Source organism: Shewanella sp. cp20 (assembly GCF_000832025.1).
GTDB lineage: Bacteria > Pseudomonadota > Gammaproteobacteria > Enterobacterales > Shewanellaceae > Shewanella.
In genome coordinates, this window is the sequence record NZ_JPII01000017.1 from 351238 (window position 1) to 377573 (window position 26336).

Consider the following 26336-nt stretch of genomic DNA (forward strand, 5'->3'; position numbering starts at 1 on the left):
TGAAGAAGGCCATATTTGTTACGCAGGCTTGAGTTCTTTAAGGGGGAGAGGTCTAACCTCATAATGCATTTATCTCCCTCCTGCGCTTTAAAAGCTGATGACTGTCAGTCAGGCTTAATCAGAGGGGGGTAAGTCTTAAAGCATCGTGTGTGCGTCGCGTATTACATGGGCAAGTCATTTTGCCTGTTGGGTTTGCAATTTCCCAAAGAGGTCATTGCCTTCATTGGGCCTAATAGAATGAGCTTGTAATAAGCCTTCTAAATGATCCATGGTGAAGAAATAAAGGGCTGACAGTAAGGTGATGTAGGTTAAGCGTAATCGTTTGGTTTGGTGGCCTTTAGAGCGTCCTTGCTCATTGTCTTTCCAGAGGTTATTAAGAGGCCTTTCTGCCGTTCCAATAGCGCTTAACTGTAGATAACGATAAGCCTGTTGCTTTCACCGCTTTAGCTTGTGATAACCCTTTAGCTTTGGCGTCTAAAACGGCTTGTACGGTTGAGTCAGCCATAGGTCTACCCAGTCTCTTACCTTCTGCTTTTGCGCGTTGTAGACCTTCGTTGGTGCGCTCTCTGATCCTATCCTTCTCAAACTCAGCAAAGGCTGTCATTAGCGAGAGCATGAGCTTACCTTCTGGGGAGTTTAGGTTCGAGACTGGAAGGTCTAGCGATTGGACGCTAATCCCTTTCTTGGTCAGTAACTCAATCGTTGAGAGCACATCGATAGCATTGCGGCCTAATCGGTCGAGCTTTAAGACTACCAACTTGTCACCAGCTTCAAGCTTGTTCTCAACTAGGTTCTTAAATTCGGGGCGTTCCATTGCCATTACACCACCAGAGATTGACTCACTAATCACTCGGTCAGGCCTGAGTTCAGGTACTTTCTCTTTTAGCTGGTGGGCTTGTGTCTCTGCATTCTGCTCAAGTGTAGATACACGGCAATAAGCAAATGTTCTCATAATCCTTTCCTTTGGTATCAACAATTGGTGCCAACTATAAGTGTTGGTGTCAACAAGTCAACTCCCTAGGTTGTTGGACTGTGATTGCTCTCTCATTGTCGGGTGTCATTAAACGGTGGTTTGTTGAACCTCCTCATCCAATGGTCTGGATATTGGTCGCGTTAGTGTGAATGGTCAAAGGTAACAACAGTTGTGGTTGAGCAAAGGCGTGCCTTGGTATCTTGATTCGAAAGGGGGGACGAGGGGCAGGGGGGGAATTAGAGGAGGCATTCCAAATAGAAGGCCTCAAACAATTTTTTGATAATTTTTATTTGGTCTATTTTTGCTCACTGTAGCAATTTCCAAGGAAGACTATGTTTGCTGTTGTTAAATGAAGTGCTTAACTCTGTAGGAGTCAACTATTATTGCCAACCTCGAGAGGTGACGAAGAGGGGCATTAACAACTAAATAAAGTTAGTCTCGGAATTTTTCTTATTTGAAGACATACTGCTGTGTTCTACGATAGAAAAAGCTGTACCGGACTTGCCAGATACAGCTTAGTCGGAAAATTTATACAAGCTTGATTGTTAATCCTGAGTTAGGTCCCGGAGGTAAACCAAGGGCTGTATCGAGGGGGTTAGCTCTAAGGTCTTCAAGTAATTCTGCTGGATTGATTACTCTACCTATCATGGCTACGGAAGCGCTACGTGCATTTTGTACTGCCTTTCCACGGTATACTTCAACTTGCTTCCCTTCTTCAATAGCTCTGGCACACAACCCTCGGCAGTAATAACGGTTAAATTCGCCCTCTGCTAATGTTTGAGCTGCATTTACAGGTACCTTTGCAATAGTCATTCCTCCTGATGGAGTACGCTTTTGGTATGTGTCTTTCAGCATATTCTGTGATTCAACTTGCTGCTCAAGCCAGGCGTCATCATTAGTGGTGACAGCTTCAATTAGAGCGTCCTCCCAAGCATCCTTAAAGCCAGTATTGAGATGCCTACTGCGATATACTCGGTCTTGCTCTAAATCTAGATTGACTTCATTTCGCATATAGTTTCGTGTGGTTGGGTCTAGGTTCTCGAACGCAATAGCCATGTAATTGTGCCTCGTGTTGTGAATGTTCAGGGTAGATATGGGGGCATCATTTCTGATTGCAATTTATACAAGCAGTTATTCTTCAATTACTTAGACCTGAGTCACAAAGTTCAAAAAATAATCTCACATCACTTGATGTTTATTATATGTACGATTTGGTTTCAGCACTGTGCTATGGATTCCTTTTGGGCGGCTTTTGAAAGAGAAGATGGTTAAGTGAGGTCTTTGAGATGTTGTTCGTGCGGCTTGCAGTGAGGTTGACGCTAACTTTATCAAGTGATACACGTAATGCGACATTAACAACTTAACCCAATTTGGGGTGTTTCTGAATTAGTTAATGGACGCTGACCCTAGGGTCCCCCCGCAATGATAACTTGTGAACTCGGCCAGGCCCGGAAGGGAGCAACCGCAGCAGGCGACTCATGTGCCGGGGTGTGGCTCTAGGGGAACCTCCAATCTCAACTATTATCAACGAGTTAACTCAGAAATACCTCAGGTGATACACTTGGTGGTACACTCGATGATAAATAGGATATCTAAAAACCCTCCCTATCTGTTTCAATCTCGTCATGGCATCTGGTATGCGCGTATTGTCGTATCCACAGCGTCGTACTCAATGCTCACTAGGATATTCTGGGGAAGCGGGAAACCAGAAAGTCACTGGTCACCAGAGACAAATAGCCTGCTGCTAACTGCTAACTGCTAACGGCTAACTGCAACAGCTTAGCTCTTACCTTGGCAGTCTCAGGATTCTTCCGTTTGAGTTTGCTCTTCGGGCAGTTTGGACTTTAAGAAGGCGCGCGATTTTTCCAGTGCGGTTTGGATCTCCTCCTTCATCTGCTTGAGTTCGTTATAGTCCTCGAAGAAGTAGGTATCGACCAGGTGACGTATGTAACGTACCGGCAGTTGGTTTAGGGTTACGCAGCAGAGATCGGCAAGATAGTCTTCGGGTAGCTCGTCGAACAATCCTTCATCAGACAGTATCTCCATCAACAACACTTCGTAATAATTGCGAATTTCCAGTTGCATAGGTCTCTCCCTCAGGCTCCGTTGTGGTTTAACTAAGCATAATCTAGTTTGCTACCATATGGCATGGGCGGCAATAAAAACTTGCGCGTGGCGCTCGGCGAGCACCTCTACCGCCTTGTTGTAACCGCCTCCGACGACGCAGGCGATGGGAATGCCGGCCGCCTTGGCATTTTCCAGCACCAGCCTGTCCCTTTGGTAGATCCCTTCTGTGGTGATGTCGAGATGGCCTAGCCTGTCATCCTGATGCACATCGACGCCTGCGTCATAGATAATCAGATCCGGCTGATAGAGGCGCAGCGCGAGTTCTAAGGTTTGTGCCACGGCCTCAAGATACTCATCGTCGGCGACACCCCGGCGTAATTCCAGATCGAGATCTGAGGTTTGCTTTCGAGCCGGGAAGTTTTCCTGGCAGTGAATGGAGCAGGTGTAGATCTCGTCATGAGCCTGACCCATGGCGGCCGTACCGTCGCCTTGATGCACGTCGCAATCGAAGATCAGCACCCTATCTATCCCCTCTAGTGTTTGGGCGTGTAGGGCGGCAGAGATCAGGTCGTTGAATACGCAGTAGCCGCTACCAAATTGATAGTGGGCATGGTGATAACCACCGCTCAGTTGCAGTGCTACGCCGTGTTTTGCTGCCAGCTCACAGGCCAGATGGGTGCCACCTATAGAGTAGAGTGTGCGCTGGGTCAGCCGCTCACTCAGGGGAAAGCCCAGTCGGCGCACGGCTTTATCGGGCAGGCGCTGCTCGATAAACTGGCTGACATAGTCCGGGCAATGGATCGATTTAAGCCAATCCAGGCTAACGGCCTGGGGCGCGTGGAACGCACTTGGGTCGACTATCTGCTTATCCAGCAGGTATTGGTAGAGCGCTTGATACTTAGTGATGGGAAATCTGTGGTGTTGGGGTAACGCCAGCTGTGAATAGCTGGCGTGATAGACGAGTGGTACCATCTAGGATTTACAGCTGTTTAATTGCCCAGCTCATAAATTCTTTACGAGTTTTCTCGTCGGCATGCAACCACCAGTATTGCAACATCTGCTGAGCATGATCGGCATCGCTTGCACTCGGGTTGGCCGGCAATGTAGCGGGTAGGGTAACGGCTTCGACAGTGCCTGCCTGCGGTACCGGGGCACTTGCTTGCGCGGCGACGCCTGCACCGGTCGCGGCAGCGGCGGCGGTTTCGATATCCTGACCCGAGTTGCCATTAAACAGCTTGCTGACGAAGCTGTCTTCTGTGATATCAGTTTGGGTAACCTTGTAGTTAACAACGCCGCCATCGACACGGCTGATCACCACGGCGGGTGACTTGGCGAACGATTTGGGCTGCTTGATGATCTCGCCTTCGGCCGGTTGCAAGCGGTAGTCATAGTCGCCATCGACGGCCAGGGTTAAGATGAAGGGAGATGATTTCACAAAGCTTTCGCTATCGCTGAAGTCATCTTGCACCATGTCGTGGTAACGGATAGCAATTTTATGTGTGCCTTGGCTTAACTCGAGATCAGATTTGTGATTAAACAGGCTGCCTTCTACCTTCTTGCCATCTAGGGCAAGGTATTCGAATGCCATGGGGATGGTGAGGTTGGCAGCCATTGCCGATGAGGCACCAAGCAGAGCGATTAAAGCGGTGATTGGCTTGATTGATTTCATTGTTGCTCCTTAACGATTCTGATGCTTGTATGGGCGTTCGAACGCCTGAATACGATCTTCTATATAGCTGATAGCTTGTCGGCACTTGCCTAAGCGGCGGTGGACCAAAAGTATTTCATTTTGCAGTGCAATTTTGTCAGCACTATGACAGTTTTCAAGCTTAGATTGCAAATGCGCAATTTTTTGTTCAAAGGTGTGAACCCAGTTCATATGTTTGTTCAATTCTTCATAGAGCTGGTGGCTGTTATTCATCACACCGGCGGCGATCCAGCTAAATCCACTCTGGGCATGGCTCTTCTGGCGACGTTTACGCGCATGAGCGATCCGCGAGGCTTTCTGTTGCTCGGCTGATTTCACCCCGAGTGTCGTGGTATTCAGGGCCCGCCTCAAGGCGGTAAACCTGTCCTGAATGCCCTCACAGGCCAGGGTGATGGTGGTCGCCGATATATTGCCTTGGAGCAGCTTCTCGAGCTGAGCGATCTTCTTACTGAGCTGATCTATACAGGGAGAGAGGTGCGCGCCCGTCTGATTAAACAGATTTTCATTAAATCGCTCGGTATCTTGTAGCAGCTTGCGCTGCCCCTTAGGCAATTGACTGTCGTGTTGCAGCACCTCTTGCTCTAACTGTTTCAGTTGGACTCGCAGGCGATGGATAAGTTCATTTGTCTTCATGCCCAGGCTCCCCATGCCAGATTAATGGCGATGAGTATCACTATGCTAATAAACAGAGGACGAATAAAGGGGACGCCAAACTTGATGGCGGTGCGGGCGCCGATAAATGAGCCGAGCATCATGCAAAGCCCCATCGACAGACCGACCATCAGGTTCACCTGTCCCAATACCAGAAACACGCTCAGGGAGGTGAGATTACTAATCAGGGTCATGGCCCTGGCAAGGCCGCAGCTATTAAGCACCGGCAGTCGATATTGGGATACGCTGCTAATGGTCCAGAAGGCGCCGGTAGCCGGGCCCGCGAATCCATCGTAGAAACCAAGTGGTAGCCCTTGGCGCCACTGCTTAAATTTGGAGGGTGCTTTTACCGGCGGCTCATAGCTGGGGCAGCCCATGGCGTTAGGTTTAAGTAAGGTATATACGGCCACGGCGATGATAAACAGCGGCAGCCACTTTTCTAGCCACTGATTGTCGATCAGGTAAACCACAAAGGTGCCTATTACGGCGCCGATGAAGGTGGCAATGGAGGCGTGATACCAAAACTTGGGGGTAAAAAACTGCTTACGATAATAGGTAAAGGCCGCCATGGAGGAACCAAAACTGGCGGCCAGCTTATTGGTACCCAGCGCCGTGTGTGGCGGAATGCCTATGGTGAGCAGGGCCGGGATCGACAGTAGGCCACCGCCACCGGCGACGGCATCGATAAAACCTGCGATAAAGCCGGTCGCAGCAAGAATCGCCCAGCTACCTGGGTCGAGTAATAGATCCAATGGTATTCCTATTCAATGACTTGTCGAAAGGGGGGCAGGGCATCCAGTAGAGACTTGCCGTAGCGTTTGGTCACTAAGCGGCGATCCAATATGGTGATCCTGCCATAATCCTCTTCTTTACGCAGTAATCTACCACAACTTTGGATTAATTTACGTGAAGCATCGGGGATAGTCAGCTGTAAGAAGGGATTTCCCCCTTTTGCCTTAATGTATTCCGCGTGCGCCTGTTCCACCGGTGAGGTGGGGACGGCAAAGGGCAGTTTAGTGATGATAAGGTTGGTCAGGTAGTCACCGGGAAGGTCGAGACCCTCGGAGAAACTGCCGGTACCGAAGATGATGCTGACCTCGCCATTGTCACAGCGTGTCTTGTGATCTTGTAGCAGCTGCTGACGGGACGCCTCACCCTGGATAAGCAGCGGCGACTTAATCTTGCTTCGGACCAGATCGGCCACCTTCTCCATCTGCCAGTAGGAGGCGAACAGCACCAGTGTGGCCATCTCACCATCGATAAGGGTAAGGATCTGCTCCGCCAGCTCGTCGGTATAACGATCGTCCGTGGGTTCGGTTTGCATCTTGGGCAGATAGAGGGTGGCGTTCTGCTGGAAGTCGAACGGACTGTCCATGGCAAGATAGCGACTGCCATCATTGATGGAGAGCCCCACCTGATGGGTAAAGTGATTGAAATTGTTGAGTGCCCTCAGGGTGGCGCTACAGAGCACCACGCCGGCGGCCTTCTCCCACAGCAGGGTTTCGAGCATATAACCCACTTCGATAGGGGAGACATTAAACAGATAGTCACTCTGCTTGCCCACAAGATGCTCTACCCAGCGGGCCATGGGGGCGCCCTTGGCGCTGTCTTCCTTGGCCATCATCTTCCACAGCTTCTGCAAGTTCTCAAGGCGCTGCAACATGAAGCCTGTCTCACTCAGTAGCTGTTCTGACTGGTGCTTAGGCAGTTCGCCATCCTTAATCGCCTCGTTGAGCAGGGCCAGCATCTTGTTAAATTGCTTGAGGGCGCTGCTGGATGCGGTAGCCAGGTTTTCGGCCAGCATGGTGAGCGCTGCTGGCAGCTTGCCGTGCTCGAAGCGGATGCGCCGCTCAGGGTTATCAAATTTTGCCGCCTGGCCATCGCAATATTGCGCGACGCTGGTAAGCAGGCTGGTGAGATCGTTGATGTGATCCAACATGGCCTGAGCGGGGGCAATAATGTGGTTGCTCTTGAGTTGATTTTGCAGTTTGGCGCTGGTCTTGCCGACCTTTTCCAGCCAGTCAATGGCGCCCCTCAGAGTGGCTTGGGCGCTCGAGAAGTCTCTAGCCACCAACGGCAGGTGATGGGCCTCGTCGATCACATAATAGAGCTCTTCCGGGTCGGGCAGAATCACACCGCCGCCCAGCTCAAGATCGGCAAATAGCAGGCTATGGTTGGCGATCAGCACATCCCAGGTGTCGACATCTTCTCGGGCCTTATGGAAAGGGCAGTGCCTGTGGCTGGCGAGCTGTCGATGACAGCTGTGTTTATCGCAGGCGATCTGCTGCCACAGATGATCCGGTAGCGGCTGAGAGAGGGTATCGCGCTCGCCGTTCCAGCGACCCTCATGAAAATCTTTGAGCAGTTTTTGCAGTAGCTCGACCTGACTATGGTCGGGCTTGGTCTGCCACATGGCCATCTGTGTGCCGTCATCGCCACCGATCAGCATCTCTAGCTTGGAGAGGCAGACATAGCGCTGACGCCCTTTTACCAGACCGAAGGTGAAGTTAAGCCCAGATTGCTTGGAGAAGAAGGGCAGGTCCTTATTGAGCAGCTGCTCCTGCAGGGCAACCGTTGCCGTGGCGATACAGACCTTTTTTTTGCTGGCCAATGCCAGTGGAATCGCGCCTAAGATATAAGCCAGCGACTTACCTATGCCAGTGCCAGCCTCGACCACTATGATACGCCTGTGCTTGTCATATTCACCCGCAAGTGTCTTGGAGATCTCTGCGACGATATAATTTTGTTCCCGACGCGATCTGAAGTTAGGCAGGGCGGCGGCAATATCTTTGTAAATCGTGCGGATCTGGGTTTTAACGTCGGCAGATAACATGAAGGCTTATGTCTGGCAAATAATGCTGTACATAATAACAGTGATTACATAGCCTAAGAAGAGTTGATGTGAGGAATTCACGACTTATTTGTCGTCAACAATCCTAATGTGTTGAATTAAATTGGAAAACAGTAAAGCTTGCATGATTTGAACACCCCTGTTTTGAGTGTAAAGGGACGGATCTTAACCCGTCACCACCTAGGCAGCGAATTACATTATTACCTCTGTACGGCCGACGGGCCGCTGCGGGTGATCGTGCCTCACGGCGAGCGGATCTGCTTTTGCCGGACTCAGGATGAGTTACGCTTGCTCGATGGCAACCAAGAGAGTGGCTTACGCAGCGAGGCGCTTAATTTAACCACCTTCGACGACGAGCCGGTCAGCGCGCTCTATTTTGCTAATAATCAGAGTTTTAGACACCTAAGCCGTGTGGCTACTGACAAGGGGATCGCCCTGTATGAGTCTGAGCTCAGGGCCGAGCAACGCTATCTTATCGAGCGCTATATCGCATTAGACGTCGAGTTTATCGGCCGCTGGCTGAATAGTTCCCATAGTCCTTGCCTGAGTGAACCGCAGACGATCCCCACCTTGATCGCCGAGCGGGCCAGACGCAGCGATTTAGCGGTTAAGCTGTCGGTGGTTTCGTTCGATTTCGAGTGTGCGATGGATGGCGAGCTTTTTAGCGTGGGTCTGTATGGACAATCGGCTAGCGGCGAGCCCTACAAACAGGTGATTATGGTAGGGGAGGCGTGTGAGTCGCCGCCAGACTATCTTCAGCTTGTGGCAGATGAGGCGGCGCTTATTAAGGCCTTGTTGGACTGGTTCTGGCTGCATGATCCCGACATCATCATAGGTTGGGCTGTAATCACCTTTGACCTGGACTTTTGTATCGCAGGGCCAAGGCGCTCAATATTCCGCTAACGCTGGGCAGGCAGGGTTCGCAGCTTTCGTGGCGTGTCGACAACAAGTATCGGCCGGAGACCTTAATCTTGCACGGGCGGGTGGTGCTCGATGGCATAGATTGGTTAAAGGCGGCTTTTTATCAGTTTGAGAGTTTTAGCCTGGAGTCTGTCGCCAGGGAACTGCTTGGTGAAGGCAAGGCGATTCATGATGTCAGCCATAGGGCAGAAGAGATAGCGATGCTGTTTCGTCAAGATAAGGCGGCGCTGGCCCACTACAATATTACCGATTGTCGCCTGGTGTGGGAGATCTTCGAAAAAACGGACCTGCTGGCCTTCGTGATGGAACGCTCTCGCCTGACAGGTTTAGAGCTTGGCCGTGTCGGCGCCTCGGTGGCGGCATTTAATAATCTCTATCTGCCGCATCTGCACCGCGCCGGTTATGTGGCGCCAAGTGTGCCGATAAGCGATGGCATAGAGAGTCCGGGTGGCTATGTGATGGACTCTAAACCCGGTCTCTATGAGCACATATTGGTGCTCGATTTTAAGAGCCTTTATCCCTCGATCATCAGAACCTTTCTCATCGATCCTAAGGGACTGGTGGAAGGATTAAAGGAAGGTGCAAAAGGCTCCAAAGCAGAGAGCGATACCGTCCCCGGCTTTCTCGGGGCGCAGTTTAGCCGTAGTTCTCCCATCCTGCCTGAACTTATCGCCAGTTTGTCGGCCAAGCGGGAGCAGGCGAAGCGCGATGCCAATGCGCCCCTTTCCCAGGCGATAAAGATCATCATGAATTCCCTGTATGGGGTGCTGGGTTCTCGCGGCTGTGTGTTTCACGATGCGCGCCTAGCCAGCTCGATAACCCTTAGGGGCCATGAGATCATGAAACAGACCAAGCAATGGATTGAAGCAGAGGGATTGACCGTCATCTATGGTGATACCGATTCGACCTTTGTGCATATCTCGTCGCCAGAGCGCGTTGGTGATATCGATGCCTTTGCGCGGGAACTTGTCGCATCGATCAACGAAAAATGGCGACGCAAGCTCAAGCAGGACTTTAAGCTAGACTGTTACCTAGAGCTTGAATATGAACGTCACTTCGAGCAGTTTTTTATGCCGACATTGAGGGGGTCAACCGAGGGTTCTAAGAAGCGTTATGTCGGCGCGTACCAGCAGGATGACCGCAGTCTCAAGTTGGTTTTTAAGGGGATGGAGCAGGTAAGGAGTGACTGGAGCCCCTTGGCGCGCGAGGTGCAGGCCGAGCTTTATTATCGGCTCTTTGCCAAGCAGGATGTGCTCGGTTATTTAAAGCAGATCGTCGAGGCGTTGCAGCAGGGCGAGCTGGACGATAAATTAATCTTCTCCAAACGCCTTAGGCGCAACATAGAAGACTATACTGCAAAGTCATCGCCTCACGTTAAGGCAGCGACCCTCTGGTGTCAGCGAAGCGGAGATGATAGCCATGGTAAACGGGGCGAAAAGATAAGTTATCTGATGACTCAAAATGGTGCTGAACCTGTACAGCATCGTCTTGGAAAGATCGATTATCAATATTATCTGGATAAACAGATAGCGCCTATTTCTGATCCCATACTTTCAATTTTAAACACTAGTTTCAATAATCTTGTGGCCAAGCAAATGTCGTTAATTTAGTTGTTTTCTGGTTGTTGAGATAGTGATGAATTGTTAATGCTTGGTGTAAAGTCTGAGATTTCGGGAATTCTTAAGTTAAATTGGTGAAAAATAGCGCCGTTATTGTGATATTCGTCTTTGAGGGAATGCTAATCTTTTGCTAGTCTTTAGCTGAAATTGGAACGAAATAAAACAACGGAATGTAGCACAAAAAGATAAAGCAGACTGAACATAACAAAAGGTTAGACAAACAGATGAAGAAGAGTGTAATAGCAACAGCGTTAGCGGCTGTCATTTTTGTCCCCGCTGTATCCGCTATCGAGATCTATAAAGACGATAAAAATGCGGTAGAAATTGGTGGTTTTATTGATGCCCGTGTTATTAACACTCAAGGTTCAACTGAAGTGGTTAACGGTGCATCACGGATCAATTTTGGATTTACTCGTGAGATGAGCGACGGCTGGAAGGCCTTCACTAAGCTGGAGTGGGGAGTTAACCCATTCGGTAACAGCGAAATCGTATACAGCAGCGAGAGTAACTTCGAATCTAAGAGCGGTGACTTTCTTAACAACCGTTTAGGTTATGTCGGTATTGCCCATGATCTCTATGGTAGCCTGACCATAGGTAAGCAGTGGGGTGCTTGGTATGACGTCGTCTATAACACCAACTATGGCTTCGTATGGGATGGTAATGCTGCGGGTGTATATACCTACAACAAGGCCGATGGCGCGGTAAACGGTGTGGGTCGTGGTGACAAGATTGTACAGTACCGTAACAGCATTGGCGATCTAAGCTTTGCCGTTCAGGTGCAGCTCAAGCACGATACCTTCTATACCTGCGAAGCAGATCCTAACTTGCCGACAGACTGTAAAGAGCGCTGGGACAGCCAAGATCCCGTGTTAGATTCAGAGGAAGTTGAGTACGATTACACCTATGGTGCTTCTGCTACCTACCAGGTAAACGATAAACTTTCTGTCACCGCTGGTATCAACCGTGGTGAGTTTGATGTCACCTTCAGAAAGACCTCTGAGCAGATCACCGCCATAGATGTGATTTATGGTGTTGGTGCGACCTGGGGTAACTGGGACGGTGAAGGTTTCTATGGCGCGGCTAACTTCAACAAAAACGAGAACCATGATACCGATAACCTGGGTCGTCTGATCAAAGACTCTTACGGTGTCGAAACCCTGTTCTCGTACAAGTTTGATAACGGCTTCCGTCCCTTTGTTTCTTACAATGTCTTAGATGCGGGTAAGGACTATGTGATTCAACCAAACAATGTCGATCCTAATTCTTCGTTCAAGCGTCAGTTCGTTGTGGTCGGTCTCCATTATGTATGGGATGCCAACACAGTACTCTATGTTGAAGGCCGTAAAGACTTCAGTGAGTTCGACGGTGCCGATGCTGAGGCCCAGGCGAAATTAGAAGAAGACGGTGTAGCGATCGGTATTCGTTACACGCTGTAATAATTACTGTAAGTAGAAATGAAAGCTTGAATAAGCCAACAAAAAAGCGCCTATAGGGCGCTTTTTTATGTTCAGTCAAAAAGTTTTTCCCGTTAAGGATCGGGGCGATAATCCAGTATTAGTTTGCCTTACCATTTAACTTGAGTCTCTTTGTTCACTATGGCGAAGATGTGTCTATTTTAGCGTTAGCATTTCACCTCATTGTCTGCTCTTAACGATAGTGCGTCATGGCCGAATAGGCTTTTCCGAAAGGAGACAGCGATTTAATCTTCACTGGTTGCTTAATTTGTAATCAATTCTTTACGTGAAAATATGAGTTCTGCCCAATGAGCAGCGTGAACTTACAATTAAGCCTCTTTGTTACAGCTACAGACATTTAACATCTTACCGTTATTTAGTTTGATTTTACCTAATTAAACACTCTCTTAATTTAGTATGGCCTGTTGGGTGGTTAAATATATTCAAATCATTATCTTGTTGTTTTTTATTGTGATTAATCTTTTGTCTTATCTGTCTTTATAGTTAATTCGTGGGATTCTTGTACATAAACTGTCGAATTGCTCCTGCTAACAAAAACCTGACTTATTGTGACTGTCGTCTACAAATTGAGCGGTCACCAATTAAATCTGTGAAAATAGTGATGCTATTGTTGATTAAATGTTTCACATGTGGTTCTATTTGTTGGCGAATGTGCACAAGTGTAACGATTAGTGTTGATTTGTGTTTACTTTCACAAAAAAATAAAAAATAAAGTCCAGGGAGAAACAACATGTATAAGAACAGCTTATTAGCTAATTCAGTGCGTTTCGCACTAGTTAGCGGTGCAGCTATGACGGCATTTACTGCGCCAGCAGTATTCGCGGCAGATGAGCAAGCTGCAGATAAAGTTGAACGTATTGAAGTTACTGGTTCACGCATTAAGCGTAGTGATCTTGAAGGTGCATCGCCTGTAACAACCATCACTGCAGAAGATATGAAAGTTGAAGGTAACTTTACAGTAGCTGATGCGCTACGTAACAGTAACTTAAACTCATTTGGTTCATTCTCTGAGCGTTCAGGTAGCTCTGCACAGTCTCAAGCAACTATCAACCTACGTGGTGCTGGTTCAAGCCGTACTCTCGTATTGATTGATGGTAAGCGTTTCCCAGGGTCACCTACTCTAGGTGGTGCTTCAGCTAACCTTAACGCTATTCCTATGGCGGCGGTTGAGCGTATCGAGATTCTAACCGACGGTGCTTCTTCAACTTACGGTTCTGACGCGATTGCTGGTGTTGTTAACATCATCATGAAGAAGAACTTCCAAGGTGTTGAATTCAACGTTGGTGGTGGTTCGCGTGAGCGTGACGGTGGCCTGACAAGTAAAGAATTCTCTGTTGTTGCCGGTTATGAAATGGATAAGGGTAACATTACCTTTGCATTCGACCACCAAGACCGTAAGGGTATCTCTGATGCAGATCGTGAATACACTGCACCATGGATGAAAGACCTAGATGGCGACGGCGTAATTCAGGCATACAATGAGACTGATGGTTGGTCTTACTTTGGTGCTACAGTACTTGCTCCAGATTTCTCTGAAGCTCAAGCGTCATTACTTTGTGATGACTTAGCAGCTACGTATGGTGACAACGTATTTAAGCGTGTTGCTGCCGATGCTGACTGGAGTGAAGGTTCTGAGTACTGTATGTACGCATACGGTAATGTTTCTTACAACAAAGCCTCTGTTGATCGTAACACTGTTTATGTAGATGCTAACTATGAAATCGCTGAAGATGTTGAGTGGTTTGGTCGTGTCATGGTTACTCAGAATAAATCTTTTGGTCGTTATGCACCACCAGCAGCTGCATGGGAAAGTATGAGTGCTGATAACCCACATAACCCTTATGGCGAAGATAATGCGTATGGTCTTTTCCGTTGGGTTGGTATCGGTACTCGTGATGGTAATGTAGATGACTACAACCAAGATTACCTGACTGGTCTTCGTGGTTCTATCAGCGCATGGAACGATGCGACTTGGGAATTCTACTACCACTACAACAAGGCTGATAACAAGTCTATCGGTGAATACTACCTAAGCTATTCAGGCCTTGCTTACAACGAGGCTAATGACATCGATCTAGGTTCAGAAGACGGCATCAATAATATGAAGGCTACGACTCTGACTCAAGACCGTGCGACTTTCCATCAATACAACGGTGGTATCGGTTTCGATGCATTCGAGCTTCCTGGTGGTGAAGTTGCTCACTACTTCGGTATGGAGTACTTCGAGCAAGATTATGCTTCTATCTATGACGCGCAATCTGAAGCGGGTCTAATCGGTGGTAGTGCTGGTAACTCCGCTGGTGGTGACCGTCAAGTATGGGCGGCTTTCTATGAAGCGGCTATGCCTCTGACAGATACTGTTGAATTGAACATCGCTGCTCGTTACGATGATTACAGTGATTTTGGTGATAACGTAGCACCTAAGGCGTCAGTTCGTTGGCAAGCACTTGATAACCTAGTTGTTCGTGCTTCTTACTCTGAAGCATTCCGTGCTCCAGCACTGGATCAGCTTTATGCGGCGACTTCATTTAGTGCTGAAGATTCTCGAGATATTCCACTATGTACGGAAAGCGGTGGTGCATCTGGTTGTGATGAGCGTCAGATAGACACTTACTACAGCGCTAACTCTAACCTTGGCCCAGAGCAGTCAGAGTACCTAAACCTTGGTGTAGCTTGGGATATCGTTGACAACATCGGCGTTAAAGTTGATTACTTCCAACTTGACATTACTGATGTGATCAGCACTCGCTCTACTGAGAGTGTAATCGAAGGTATTCATAATGGTTCAATTACGCCAACTGATACCTTCTACGTAGAGCGTGCGCCTACCACAGATGGTACTCTGGGTCGTGTGTTAGAAGTTGGTACTGGTTATGACAACGGTAAAGGTTTCAATATTGAAGGTCTTGACGTTGCATTCAACGCTAACTTTGAAACTTCTATCGGTGATTTTAACCTGAACTGGACCAACAGCTTCGTATTGTCATACGAAGAAGAGAAAACTGTAGACGGTGAACTTAAAGTTGTGGACACTTCAGGTGAAAATGATCAGCCTGATTATAAGTCAGTTTTCACAGCTGTATACAGCATGGGTGACCATAGCTTCGGTTGGAACATGAACTATACTGCTTCAACAGAAGAAGAGCGTGCAAATGGTGACATCGACAAGCGTGACGATTGGTTGATTCATAACATCAACTATACATACAACGCGGGTGCATTTGGTGCGATTCAGCTTGGTGTTAATAACTTAACTGATGAAGATCCAGTTCTATCTTCACTAGGTAAGTTCGAAAACCCAGAGCTATATAACAACTACGGACGTGAGTTCACAGCACGTTACACTCTTAAGTTCTAAGAGTTGTTGATAAGTAGTTAGAGTATAAATACTCGATAAAAAGGCCCTATTTAGGGCCTTTTTTTATGATATTAATAAGCTAATAACAACAAGACTGAAGGGCGAGCATTATGAGCCAACATTGGGACGAATACTGGCAGCAAGGACATTTGACATCTTTTGGTGACAGTTTTTCTGGCAATTATTCAGGGGTGTTAGAGACAAATTGGCATCATGACTTTAACGATTTACCTGATAATTTTAAGGTGCTGGATCTCGCAACGGGTAATGGGGCACTGCCGCTGTTACTTAATCAATTTTTTAAAGATTTGAGTCGGAAGGGTGAAGTAATAGGTGTAGACCTTGCAAAAATTAGCACCAAGCTTGATGAATTAGCGCTAAATAAACAGGTCGATGTGTCGCTGGTCTCGCATATCGATTGTTCGGATTTGCCTTTTGAAGAGAATAGTTTTGATCTGGTCATCTCTCAGTATGGTCTCGAGTATTCAGATTTAGCACTTTCTATCCCTGAGGCGCTTCGCGTGCTCCGTCCTGGTGGCAGACTGAGTTTGGTGACACATCATAGCCGCTCAATGATCATCAATCGTAATCGGCGAATATTGACTCTGATCAGTCAACAGGCAATTGCAAGGGTATTTCAGACCATAGATACGCTTATATTGCAGATGGGGACACTTACCAATGCCGAAGATGTCCAGCGTATTAAGCAGAATCAAGAGTGCGAGCGATTACGTCACCAATTGAATCAAGAAATCTCCACTCTGGCTCAGTCAGATGAGGGAGCGTTGAAAGACAGTGAATTACTCACTTATGTGGCAACCCTTTTTCAGCAGGGGCTGTTTTGGCCGCTAGCAAAGAAGCAGGAGTATCTCACTTTTGCGCGACAGCAAATTGATACTTTAAAAGATCGTCTCGGCGAGCTTGTCGAAGCTTCACTAGATGAACTGGCGCTTTCTGCTATGTTAGCTAATCTAATTGAACTGGGAGCGAACCTGGTTAGCATCAATCAGATTGAAGATCACGATGGTCAGGTACTGGGTTGGAAGATAGTCATAAATAAAACGAACTAGCACCAGAAGGCGTTAAGTCATGATTTGTATAAAAGATGTTGTAAATAGACCGCGTGGTAATACCAGCACAACATAATTTGATGCAAACGTTTCTGGAAGCGCTGGTTAGTTAATATTTTGTTAACAATGTATTTTGCTTTTGTTATTAGTTTAAATTTATAAAAATCAGCGTTTTAAGTGTTTTTAATTGGTTGAATCAGTATATGTGAATTAAATTTGTAAATGTTGACTTGTTTGAAAAAACGACTCTTGTGTTATTTTCACGCCCTAAGAGCTTTTTCTAGCAGTTTTAGCCGTTTCCAAATGTTGACACAGGTCAACATTTTGTGAAATGATGCCTGCGGGTCTACACCTTGATCGGTGTAGAAAAGGGAAGATAATAACTAACAATCACAAGAGAAATGCATACTTAAGGTTACGGAATTCATGCAACTATAAGCAGAAAACCCGTGTTACCGTTAAGTTAAACCTTTTATTTTTCACTTCAAATTGGTTGGGAACTATGTCCAAGGTAAGCAATAGAACTAAAATCGCTACGGCGCTCATTGGCGCGCTGGCCTTAGCAGGCAGTAACTTAGTGGTTGCCGATCCACTTTCTGATGTTCAGAAGGCGGATGCGAAAATTCATGCGGATGCAGCTGCATCTCAGAAGAAAGTTGATAAGTATTACGATCAAGCGCAAGACATGGCGTTTGAATATGGCCAAGTTGCAGACACTCGTGAGTCAACTAAGTCATACAACGATTATGTAGCTGGCCTGGTAGCAGACCAAGAAGCAACAATGAAGCTTATCCAAGAAGACATCAATGGTGTTGATAAGCTACGTCAAGGCGTTGTACCGCTAATGTTCAAGATGGTTGATGCACTAGAGCAATTTGTTGCTCTGGATCTGCCATTCAACAAGGAAACTCGTGAATCGCGTATCAAGCGTCTTCGTGAAACCTTAAACACTGCCAACGTGACGCTGGCTGAAAAATACCGTCTGATCCTTGATGCTTATAACATCGAGCGTGAATACGGTTATAAGATGAACGTTGAAACCGGTAAGCTGCAGCTTGACGGTAAAGAGATCCTGGTTGATTTCATCAACTTTGGTCGCGTTGCCTACTATGCACAAAGCCTAGATCAAAAGTCTGCGTGGATGTTCAATCCCGAGACTAAAGCATGGGATAAGCTAGAAGATAGCTACCTACGTAACATTACTAAAGCAATTCGCCAGGCCCGTGGCCAGGGTGCTCCAGATATGTTCGCGTTACCAATCCCAGCTGCGGAGGCTGCACAATAATGAAAAAGTTAATCTCTACAGCAATCGTTGCTGCAAGTCTATCTTTAACTGCTGGCATGGTGAGCGCTGCTGATGCGCCTAAGAACATCGACCAGCTACTTAAGCAAGTTCAAACCGATCGTGCTAACGCTGCTAAAGTAAACAAGAAGCGCGAAGCAGAGTTTCAAGCCGAGCGTGGCGATAAAGCTGCACTGTTAAAGCGTGAAAAGGCGGCATTGGCTGCTGAAGAACAGCGCGGTAAAGATCTTTCTCAAGCATTCGCCGATAACGAGCGCAAAATCGCTCAGTTAGAAGAAGACCGTAAGATTGCTCAAGGCGACTTGGGTGAAATGTTCGGTGTTGTTAAAGGTGAAGCCGGTGATTTCGCTGGTAAGCTTGTTTCATCAAACGTAAGCGCTCAGTTCCCAGGTCGCGATGCTTTCATCGCCGAGCTAGGTGCACGTAAAGAGCTGCCAAAAATCGAAGAGCTAGAAAAGTTCTGGGAAGAGCAGCTATTCGAAATGGCCGAGTCTGGCAAAGTCGTTACTTTTGACGGTGCCGTAACTGGTATCGATGGTAACGTTCACAACACTAAGATCACTCGTGTTGGTGCCTACAACCTGCTAGCCGATGGCCAGTATGTTGTATATAACGCCGACCTAGGTCTGGTTCAGCAGCTTTCACAGCAGCCTGGTGGTGAGCAAGTCGCTAGTGTTAAGGCTTTCGAAGGCCAAACATCTGGTGTTCACAAGCTGTTTGTTGACCCTGCACGTGGTGTACTGCTAAACGTGTTTACTCAGAAGGCGACTATCGAAGAGCGTATCGAAGCGGGTGGAACCATCGGTTACATCATCATCGGTCTGCTTGTACTCGGTGCCCTGATCTCTATCGAGCGTCTGGTCACTCTGTATGTTGTTGGCGCGAAAGTTAACGCACAGCGTAAGAACATCGACAACCCAGGTAATAACCCTCTGGGCCGTGTACTTAAGGCATACCACGACAACAAAGATGTTGACGTTGAAACCCTCGAGCTGAAGCTTGACGAAGCGATTCTGAAAGAAACTCCTGCTCTTGAGACTCGTATCTCTATCATCAAGGTTCTAGCGGCTATCGCTCCTATGATGGGTCTACTGGGTACTGTTACCGGTATGATTGCAACTTTCCAAAGCATCCAGCTATTCGGTACTGGTGATCCTAAGCTAATGGCTGGCGGTATCTCTATGGCACTGATGACTACTGTACAGGGTCTGGTTGCGGCACTACCACTAATGCTAATGCACGCTATCGTGATTGCACGTAGCAAGTCAGTTGTTCAAGTACTTGAAGAGCAAAGTGCGGGTATTGTTGCCGAGCACGCTGAGAAGAGGAACGCCTAATGATGCTATACCTGATGGACATCTGGGATTCCGTCAGGGGCTTCATGGCCTCCGGAGGCGACGTCCTCTGGTTGGTTGCGGCAGTGCTGTTCCTTATGTGGGTGTTAATGCTTGAGCGCTATTGGTATCTCAATCTGATTGCGCCAAAAGAGCACAAAAACATTATCACCGCATGGGACAATCGAGAGGATTCTACCTCTTGGCATGCACACCGTATCCGTGAAGCTTGGGTATCCCAAGCGAAACAAGATATGAATGCTCGTATGCTGATTATCAAAACCTTAGTAGCCATCTGTCCAATGATCGGTCTGCTAGGTACCGTAACCGGTATGATACAGGTATTCGATGTGATGGCAGTTCATGGGACGAGTAATGCTCGTATGATGGCAGCTGGTATTTCAATGGCAACCATGCCGACAATGGCGGGAATGGTCGCAGCGTTATCGGGAGTATTCTTTAGTACTCGTCTGGACGCCAAAATGAAAATCAGTATGGAAAAGCTAAAAGATAGCCTGCCACACCACTAGAGAGAGATTGAACATGGCACGTAAAAAGCATTCAAGTATAGAAGAAGAAGCGCAAATTGATATGACACCGATGCTCGACATCGTGTTTATCATGTTGATCTTCTTTATCGTAACAACGTCGTTCATTAAGCCATCTGGTCTTGACTACAACAAGCCAGAGGCTTCTCAAGCGACAACTCAGAAGTCGGCAAACATCTTTATTGGTGTGAGCAAGACAGGCGTCATTAAGATGGAAAACCGTCAGGTTGACATCGAGCGTGTAACAGCAAACGTAGAACGTATGTTGGCTGAATCACCAGAAGCGGCTGTATTGATCGAAGCTGATAAAGAAGCTGAACACGGCATTGTTGTTAAGGTTATGGACAATGTGAAGAAAGCTGGGATCAACAAGATTTCGGTATCAGCGGGGAAAGACTAATATGCTGAGAGGAATAGTATCATTATTAGTTGGTGGTGCTGTTACTTTCGCCCTGTTTGTTTTCATGGCCTTCTTGGTCAGTGGCGGCGCGAAACGCGCCGACACTGCGACTGATTCTCCGGTTATTGAGATCAGTATGGATAAACAGGATACGAAAGTGCAGGACAAGCCTAGGGTTAAACCTAAGCCGCCTACACCGCCTGAGCAGCCACCTTTACCAGATACGCCACCGCCTGATAGCTCATCAGACATCGACACCAACATGTCTTTCAACATGACGGGTGTAGTAGCGGGCACTGCAAATACTGGCTTCAAGCTGGGTAACATGATGACTCGTGACGGTGATGCAACACCTATCGTACGTATCGAGCCTCAGTATCCAATTGCGGCAGCACGTGACGGTAAGGAAGGCTGGGTACAACTTAGCTTTACCATCAACGAACTTGGTGGTGTAGAAGATGTGCAAGTGATCAATGCCGATCCTAAGCGTATCTTCGACAAAGAAGCTAAGCGTGCACTGAAAAAGTGGAAGTACAAGCCAAAGATTGTTGACGGTAAAGCCCTTAAGCAACCAGGCATGACGGTACAACTAGACTTTAAACTTGATGGAGGCAAATAGAGATGCAGAAAGTTAATACGCTTGCAGCAGCACTATTGCTTGCCATCGGTGGAAGCCTAGTCGTCGCACCAGCGGCCAACGCCGCCGAGAAGTGTCCGATTGAAAAGCGCCAGTCTAAGGCCGTAGGCCAAAGCTCGGCAAAGAAAGTCCAAAAGTCTTTCGAAGCTTATCAGGAAGGCAATATCGACGAAGCGATCGCCGTTTTGCTTGAAGCGAGTCCCCGTGACGACTTTGATAAGGCCTATATTGCCCGTATGTTGGGTAACTTTTATGCCGAAAAAAATCAGATGGGTACGGCGATCAAGTATCTGAAGCAAGCCGTTGACGCTGACATTCTTGGCGGTACAGACCATGGTGCAACCCTGCGTCTGTATGCCGACCTGTTGATTCAGGAAAAGAAGTTTAAAGAGTCTATCCCTTACTACTACGAGTGGATGAAGTTTACCTGTAAAGAAGATCCACAAGTGTATCGTCGTATAGGTATTGCTTATTCTGAGCTTAAGCAGTGGGATAAGGTACTCAGCGTTGTCGATAAAGGTCTGGCCATCAGCACTAAGCCTGATAAGGGCTTATACCAGATGAAGCTGACCGCTTACTTCAACAAGAAAGATTATAAAAATGCGATTAAAGTCCTAGAGACTATGGTGCCACTCTTCCAACAAGATGGCCGTCTATGGGTACAGCTAGCGCAGTTTTATTTGATGACTGAGAGCTATGATAAGTCATTAGCAACTTACGACTTAGCTTATAAGAATGGATTTTTAGAGACTGCGGGTAACATTACGCGTCTGTCTCAACTGCTTGCACAGAATGGTTCACCATACCGTGCGGCAAAAATCTATGAAAAGCACATGAAGAGTGGCCTGATTAAGGAAGATGAAAAAACTTTGTCTATCCTGGGTGGCTTCTATCATAATGCGAAAGAGCTAAAGGAAGCGGCGGAATATTATGGTAAGGCTGCTGCCGTTAATAACGACGGTAAGCTATACCTTAAACAAGCCCGCCTGCTGACTCTGCGTGAGCAACACAAAGCGGCGATCCCTGTGCTGAAGAAAGCATTGGCTGCCGGTGGCGTGAGCGCGGGTGAGGTCGAGTTCGAGTTAACCTTGGCTTATCTAGGCACTAAGCAGTATAAAGCGGCATATAACGCTTGTTTGAAGGCTGCTAAGGATGAGAAGACTAAGCGCACTGCGACCAGTTATCTCGCCTACATCAAGGAAAAGGCACGTATTTATAACGTAGCCCTTTAAGCCTGAAAATAAAAAGCCCCGCAAGGGGCTTTTTTTATGCCTGTAGACAAACAAATCTGTTAGTTAAGGCAGTGCATCGCCGTATGCTGCTCCCTCTGTCCCTCTAGGGTATGCGTTAATGACCGTACATCTTCAAACAGATTTTCGATGTTGAGGTCACTCTCGGGTTGGCAGAGACAACCGGCCAGTTCATAGTCGATACGATTATTGTGTTTGCGTTGATAATCCTGGTTAAAATCCTTTATTTTCTGTTCTATGCGGGCGATAACGATTTCGGTTCCTTCTCTATCTATGTTAAACAGCCCCAAGGCAAAGTTATCCTGGTTCAGCCTGGCCACCATATCTGTTGTTCTCAATATCGCTTCTTGAACCTGTTTCATGAATAATTCCAGTAAATGAGGTTGCTTTACTGTTTCATGAATGTGTGGGCAAAGATACAATAAGGCCAGCGTCTGGCGTTCACGCATGTGGCGGTGCCACTCACGATTAAACACCTCCATAAAATAGGTTTGGTTGTAGACGCCAGTTTCGGGATCTCTGAATCCAGAATTACTAAATGAGTAAATCATTAGCTCGCTCCTCAGATACACCTAAGGTAATTATAGAAAACAACACTCACTTGCACAGAATATGAAGGATATAACTCGAATGAACAAAACGCTTCTCGCTTTGACGATATCAGCTATGGTGGCCATGGTGGGCTGCTCGGAAAAGGAAACCAGTGCAAGCCAGGCTAACAGCAATGCGCCGGCGCCAGAGCAAACTGTGGCACCTCAAGTGCAAAGCGCCGAGCAAGAATACCTTGCCTTAGTCGATCGTTATTTCAATGACATGCTCAAATTAGAGCCCATGTACGCCACCTTTGTCGGCGTGAACGATTACAACGACCAGTTTGGTGGCGACCTCACCGAGAAATACCTCAAGGCGCGTCACGAGCTCAACACTCGTTACCTGAAGGCTGTAAAGGCAATCGATCGCAATGCCTTACCCGAGTCGCTGCAACTTAGCTACGACATGTTTAGCTATGATAGAAACATGGCCCTAGTGTCTGAGACCTTCCCATCCTATTTTATGCCGATGAACCAGTTCTACAGCACTGTGATCACTATGGTGCAGCTGGGCAGTGGCGAGAGTGCACAGCCATTCAAGACGGTTAAAGACTATGAGAACTGGCTGTCGCGTCTGTCAGGCTTCATCAACTGGACTAAGCTCGCTCAGGTACGCATGGACGAAGGGATTGCCAGCAAGGCAGTACTTCCACGCGTCCTGGTTGAGCGTATTATTCCTCAGCTGGATGCTCAGTTAGTTGAGCAGGCCAAAGATAGCCTCTTCTATGCGCCAATCAACAACCTGCCAGAGAGCTTTAGTGACGCTGACAAGCAAAAGCTGACCGAGCAATATGACGCGTTAATCAGCAAAGAGCTGATCCCTGCGCTGGCCGATTTGAAGCAATATTTCCAGGAAACCTATCTGCCGGTTGCCAGAGCGAGCGATGGTTGGTGGGGGCTGCCTAACGGTAAACTTTGGTATCAACACCTAGCTAATGCCCATACCACGACCACTATGCCGGTCGACGAGATCCATCAGATTGGCCTAGATGAAGTGGCGCGTATTCTGAGCGAGATGGATAAGGTGAGAGAGCAGGTGGGCTTTAAGGGCGACCTTAAGGCTTTCTTTGCGTCACTCTCTTCAGAGCCTCAGTACTTCTTTAGCGAGCGCCAGGGGCTAATTGATGGCTACATGGTGTTAAAGGACAAGATCAACGCAGTATTGCCTAACTACTTCAATGTCATGCCTAAGGCCGATTATGTGGTTAAGCCAGTTGAGAGTTTCCGTGAGCAGTCTGCTGCCGGTGCATCTTATGAGTCGCCAGCGGTGGATGGTTCTCGTCCAGGCGTGTTCTACATCAACACCTACAACCTGAAGGCTCAGCCTAAGTGGGGCATGACGACGCTATCTCTGCACGAGGCAGCGCCTGGGCACCACTTCCAGATAGCCATTAAGCAGGAGCTGACTGGTGTGCCCGAGTTCCAGCGCTTTAGTGGCTATACCGCCTTCGAAGAGGGCTGGGCACTGTACGCCGAGTATCTGGGTATCGAGATGGGCTTGTTTGAAGATCCATACCAGTATTTCGGTAAACTATCTGACGAGATGCTGCGCGCCATGCGCCTAGTGGTGGACACAGGTCTACACGCCAAAGGCTGGAGCCGCGAACAGGCGATTCAGTATATGAAGGATAACTCGCCGATGGCCGAGACCGACATCATCGCCGAGGTAGAGCGTTATATGGCGATTCCTGGCCAGGCCCTCTCTTACAAGGTGGGTCAGTTGAAGATCTTGGCGCTTCGCGCAGAAGCCGAGCAGGCCCTGGGTGACAAGTTCGATCTGAAAGGCTTCCACGATCAGATCTTAACCTCAGGCTCTCTGCCTATGGCGGTCATGGAGCAAAAAATCCACCGCTGGATAAAAGCAGAGGGTGGTAAGGCATAATCTGAGCGATACGCCTTTTTAAACCCAGCAAATGTTTTATACTTGCTGGGTTTTATTTTATTCATTTTTAGGAAAATCAAAGGAGTGCCACATGGTACAAGCAACAGCACGTCATCTATTGGTTAGCAGCGAAGAAGAGTGCGCCCAGATCAAACAGCAGATCCTGGACGGCGCGGATTTTGGTGAGATGGCTAAGGCTCACTCCTCTTGTCCGTCTGGCGCACAGGGTGGCGATCTGGGGTCATTCGGTCCAGGCATGATGGTTCGTGAGTTTGACGAAGTGGTGTTCAGTGCACCGCTAAACGAGGTGCAGGGTCCGGTTAAGACGCAGTTTGGCTACCACCTGCTCGAAGTGACCAGCCGCGGTTAATCTTTTGAGTCTCGAGTTATATACAGATAGCTTGAAGATCCGCTCGCTCATGCCTGAGGACTGGCCGCATTTTCTGTCGGTCCATCAGGATGAGCAGCAAAATCGCTATGTGAGAGCGCCCCAAAGCGAAGGTGTCATACGGGAGAAGTTTGACCAAAGGCTCACTCCTTGGCATTACGAGTCCGGCGCCTGGTTGACTCTGGCGATCGAAACCATAGATGGCGGCGAGTTTATCGGCTTTACCGGTTTCTACTGTGTCGATGCCAGCCTGGGACAGGTCGAGATGGGCTATATGCTCAGCCGCAGTGGCCAGGGCCGAGGCTATGCCACCGAGAGCCTCAAGGCGGTGATCGATTGGGCCTGTCTGCAGTTTAAGGTGCATAAGTTTATCGCCCTGTGTACGGACAATAACCTTGCATCGGCGCGGGTGCTGGAGAAATGCGGCTTTGTTCTTGAGGGCACCTTGAGGCACAACTTTAGGCTCAACCAGACTTGGGTGGACGACCGCTATTATGGGTTGCTCGCCTCGGAGCGTCCCGATAGCCCGCAGTAGGGCAGAGTGGTATACTCCCGCCGACTCAGTTAAATAAAGGTAGTTAGTGTGACCACAGAATCCCAAACCTTGGCCTTGTTGCCGGGTGAAGAGTATATCGAACTCTATAAAGTATTGAAGGTGCAATCCATGACCTCAGGTGGCGGCGAAGCCAAGATGGTGATCAGCGAAGGCCTGGTGACCGTCGATGGTGAGGTCGAAACCCGTAAACGTAAGAAGGTGATTGCCGGGCAGGTGGTCAGTTATAACGGCGAAAGCGTGTCAATTGTCGCTTAGTGATTCGTCACCGAGAGATCCAGAAGGAGTCAAACAATGCAGTTTCCAGATGATGATAATGGCAAGATGTTAGCGGCCATGGCCGAGGCGGGTATCGACTTAACCAAGGCCTTGGATGTGGATTTTTTCCTGATCTTCGAAGATCAGCGTGACGCCGAATCAGCGGTGGAAGAACTCGCTCAGTCTGAGCTCGAAGGTGAGATGGAATTACACCTCAACGACGAGCTTGGCAAGTGGGAGCTTATCGTCTGTATCAACATGGTGCCCGACTACCAGGCGATCGTCGATCAGGAGTTCGAGCTTAACGAGTTTGCCGCCGAGTTTGGCGGCGCCACCGATGGCTGGGGTGTGATGCAGCATCAGGAAGGTGACGACGAGTTTGCCGACCACGACCATGAGTGCGGCGACGACTGCCAGCACTAATCGCGACTAATTTAAAAAGCCACTAATTTAATAAGCCACTATTTATAGTGGCTTTTTTTTACGGTAATGTTAGCGAC

Annotated in this window: 23 protein-coding genes, 1 other RNA gene and 1 pseudogene; 16 read left to right on the forward strand and 9 right to left on the reverse strand. The window is 48.0% G+C overall.

Annotated elements, in window-relative coordinates:
* Positions 1–373 precede the first annotated feature (373 nt).
* Positions 374–952 carry a recombinase family protein gene (locus DB48_RS06185; protein ID WP_041509398.1) on the reverse strand — a complete coding sequence of 193 codons (579 nt, stop codon included), beginning with the start codon at positions 950–952 and terminating at the stop codon, positions 374–376.
* 549 nt (positions 953–1501) lie between these two features.
* Complete coding sequence (locus DB48_RS06190; protein ID WP_041509399.1) at positions 1502–2029, reverse strand: hypothetical protein; 528 nt, start codon at positions 2027–2029, stop codon at positions 1502–1504.
* A 350-nt stretch (positions 2030–2379) separates the two neighbouring features.
* Between DB48_RS06190 and ffs the strand changes: the two genes are divergently transcribed.
* Positions 2380–2476, forward strand: an RNA gene (ffs, locus tag DB48_RS19840) — signal recognition particle sRNA small type.
* Positions 2477–2773: 297 nt separating this feature from the next.
* Here ffs and DB48_RS06195 read toward each other — a convergent pair.
* Genes DB48_RS06195 through dinG form a run of 6 tightly spaced genes read right to left on the reverse strand, consistent with a single transcriptional unit; the run spans position 2774 to position 8232 of the window.
* The gene (locus DB48_RS06195; RefSeq protein WP_041509400.1) at positions 2774–3058 is read right to left on the reverse strand and encodes a late competence development ComFB family protein; all 285 of its coding nucleotides are present in this window, start codon (positions 3056–3058) and stop codon (positions 2774–2776) included.
* Positions 3059–3109: 51 nt separating this feature from the next.
* Positions 3110–4012 carry a histone deacetylase family protein gene (locus DB48_RS06200; RefSeq protein WP_041509401.1) on the reverse strand — a complete coding sequence of 301 codons (903 nt, stop codon included), beginning with the start codon at positions 4010–4012 and terminating at the stop codon, positions 3110–3112.
* A gap of 7 nt (positions 4013–4019) precedes the next feature.
* Positions 4020–4709: a DUF2057 domain-containing protein gene (locus DB48_RS06205; RefSeq protein WP_041509402.1), complete on the reverse strand. Its 690-nt coding sequence runs from the start codon at positions 4707–4709 to the stop codon at positions 4020–4022.
* Between the two features lie 9 nt (positions 4710–4718).
* Positions 4719–5381, reverse strand: coding sequence for a primosomal replication protein (locus DB48_RS06210; RefSeq protein WP_041509403.1), 663 nt, complete (start codon positions 5379–5381; stop codon positions 4719–4721).
* Complete coding sequence (locus DB48_RS06215; RefSeq protein WP_041509404.1) at positions 5378–6151, reverse strand: sulfite exporter TauE/SafE family protein; 774 nt, start codon at positions 6149–6151, stop codon at positions 5378–5380. The genes DB48_RS06210 and DB48_RS06215 overlap by 4 nt, the downstream gene beginning before the upstream one ends.
* An 8-nt stretch (positions 6152–6159) precedes the next feature.
* Positions 6160–8232, reverse strand: a complete 2073-nt coding sequence (dinG, locus tag DB48_RS06220) for an ATP-dependent DNA helicase DinG (RefSeq protein WP_041509405.1) — start codon at positions 8230–8232, stop codon at positions 6160–6162.
* 162 nt (positions 8233–8394) lie between these two features.
* Between dinG and DB48_RS06225 the strand changes: the two are divergent.
* From DB48_RS06225 to DB48_RS06270, 10 genes and pseudogenes are all read left to right on the forward strand, one after another.
* Positions 8395–10781 (forward strand): annotated as a pseudogene (locus tag DB48_RS06225) (DNA polymerase II).
* Between the two features lie 233 nt (positions 10782–11014).
* On the forward strand, positions 11015–12226 hold the full coding sequence (locus DB48_RS06230) for a porin (protein ID WP_041509406.1): 1212 nt from the start codon (positions 11015–11017) through the stop codon (positions 12224–12226).
* A 769-nt stretch (positions 12227–12995) separates the two neighbouring features.
* Positions 12996–15623 carry a TonB-dependent receptor gene (locus DB48_RS06235; RefSeq protein ID WP_041509407.1) on the forward strand — a complete coding sequence of 876 codons (2628 nt, stop codon included), beginning with the start codon at positions 12996–12998 and terminating at the stop codon, positions 15621–15623.
* Between the two features lie 110 nt (positions 15624–15733).
* The gene (locus DB48_RS06240) at positions 15734–16693 is read left to right on the forward strand and encodes a class I SAM-dependent methyltransferase (RefSeq protein ID WP_041509408.1); all 960 of its coding nucleotides are present in this window, start codon (positions 15734–15736) and stop codon (positions 16691–16693) included.
* Between the two features lie 502 nt (positions 16694–17195).
* Positions 17196–17978 (forward strand): DUF3450 domain-containing protein, encoded by a 783-nt coding sequence (locus tag DB48_RS06245; protein ID WP_041509409.1) that lies wholly within the window; start codon positions 17196–17198, stop codon positions 17976–17978.
* On the forward strand, positions 17978–19333 hold the full coding sequence (locus tag DB48_RS06250) for a MotA/TolQ/ExbB proton channel family protein (RefSeq protein WP_041509410.1): 1356 nt from the start codon (positions 17978–17980) through the stop codon (positions 19331–19333). The genes DB48_RS06245 and DB48_RS06250 overlap by 1 nt, the downstream gene beginning before the upstream one ends.
* Positions 19333–19860, forward strand: a complete 528-nt coding sequence (locus DB48_RS06255) for a MotA/TolQ/ExbB proton channel family protein (protein WP_082035592.1) — start codon at positions 19333–19335, stop codon at positions 19858–19860. Before DB48_RS06250 ends, DB48_RS06255 begins: the two co-directional genes overlap by 1 nt.
* Positions 19861–19873: 13 nt before the next feature.
* Entirely contained in the window at positions 19874–20278 is a 405-nt protein-coding gene (locus DB48_RS06260) for an ExbD/TolR family protein (protein ID WP_011866272.1), read from the forward strand.
* A 1-nt stretch (position 20279) separates the two neighbouring features.
* Complete coding sequence (locus DB48_RS06265) at positions 20280–20897, forward strand: energy transducer TonB (protein WP_041509411.1); 618 nt, start codon at positions 20280–20282, stop codon at positions 20895–20897.
* A 2-nt stretch (positions 20898–20899) separates the two neighbouring features.
* A complete protein-coding gene (locus DB48_RS06270) occupies positions 20900–22147 on the forward strand; it encodes a tetratricopeptide repeat protein (RefSeq protein ID WP_041509412.1) in 1248 nt (415 codons plus the stop codon).
* 59 nt (positions 22148–22206) lie between these two features.
* Here the strand turns inward: DB48_RS06270 and DB48_RS06275 are convergent, their stop codons facing one another.
* A complete protein-coding gene (locus DB48_RS06275; protein ID WP_041509413.1) occupies positions 22207–22716 on the reverse strand; it encodes a diguanylate cyclase domain-containing protein in 510 nt (169 codons plus the stop codon).
* A gap of 79 nt (positions 22717–22795) precedes the next feature.
* Between DB48_RS06275 and DB48_RS06280 the strand changes: the two genes are divergently transcribed.
* From DB48_RS06280 to DB48_RS06300, 5 genes are all read left to right on the forward strand, one after another.
* Complete coding sequence (locus DB48_RS06280; protein ID WP_041509414.1) at positions 22796–24637, forward strand: DUF885 domain-containing protein; 1842 nt, start codon at positions 22796–22798, stop codon at positions 24635–24637.
* A 91-nt stretch (positions 24638–24728) separates the two neighbouring features.
* Positions 24729–25007, forward strand: coding sequence for a peptidylprolyl isomerase (locus DB48_RS06285; RefSeq protein ID WP_011866267.1), 279 nt, complete (start codon positions 24729–24731; stop codon positions 25005–25007).
* Between the two features lie 4 nt (positions 25008–25011).
* Positions 25012–25560, forward strand: coding sequence for a GNAT family N-acetyltransferase (locus tag DB48_RS06290; RefSeq protein ID WP_041509415.1), 549 nt, complete (start codon positions 25012–25014; stop codon positions 25558–25560).
* Positions 25561–25608: 48 nt separating this feature from the next.
* Positions 25609–25836: an RNA-binding S4 domain-containing protein gene (locus DB48_RS06295; RefSeq protein ID WP_041509416.1), complete on the forward strand. Its 228-nt coding sequence runs from the start codon at positions 25609–25611 to the stop codon at positions 25834–25836.
* A 36-nt stretch (positions 25837–25872) separates the two neighbouring features.
* Positions 25873–26259: a ribonuclease E inhibitor RraB gene (locus DB48_RS06300; RefSeq protein ID WP_041509417.1), complete on the forward strand. Its 387-nt coding sequence runs from the start codon at positions 25873–25875 to the stop codon at positions 26257–26259.
* Positions 26260–26336 lie beyond the last annotated feature (77 nt).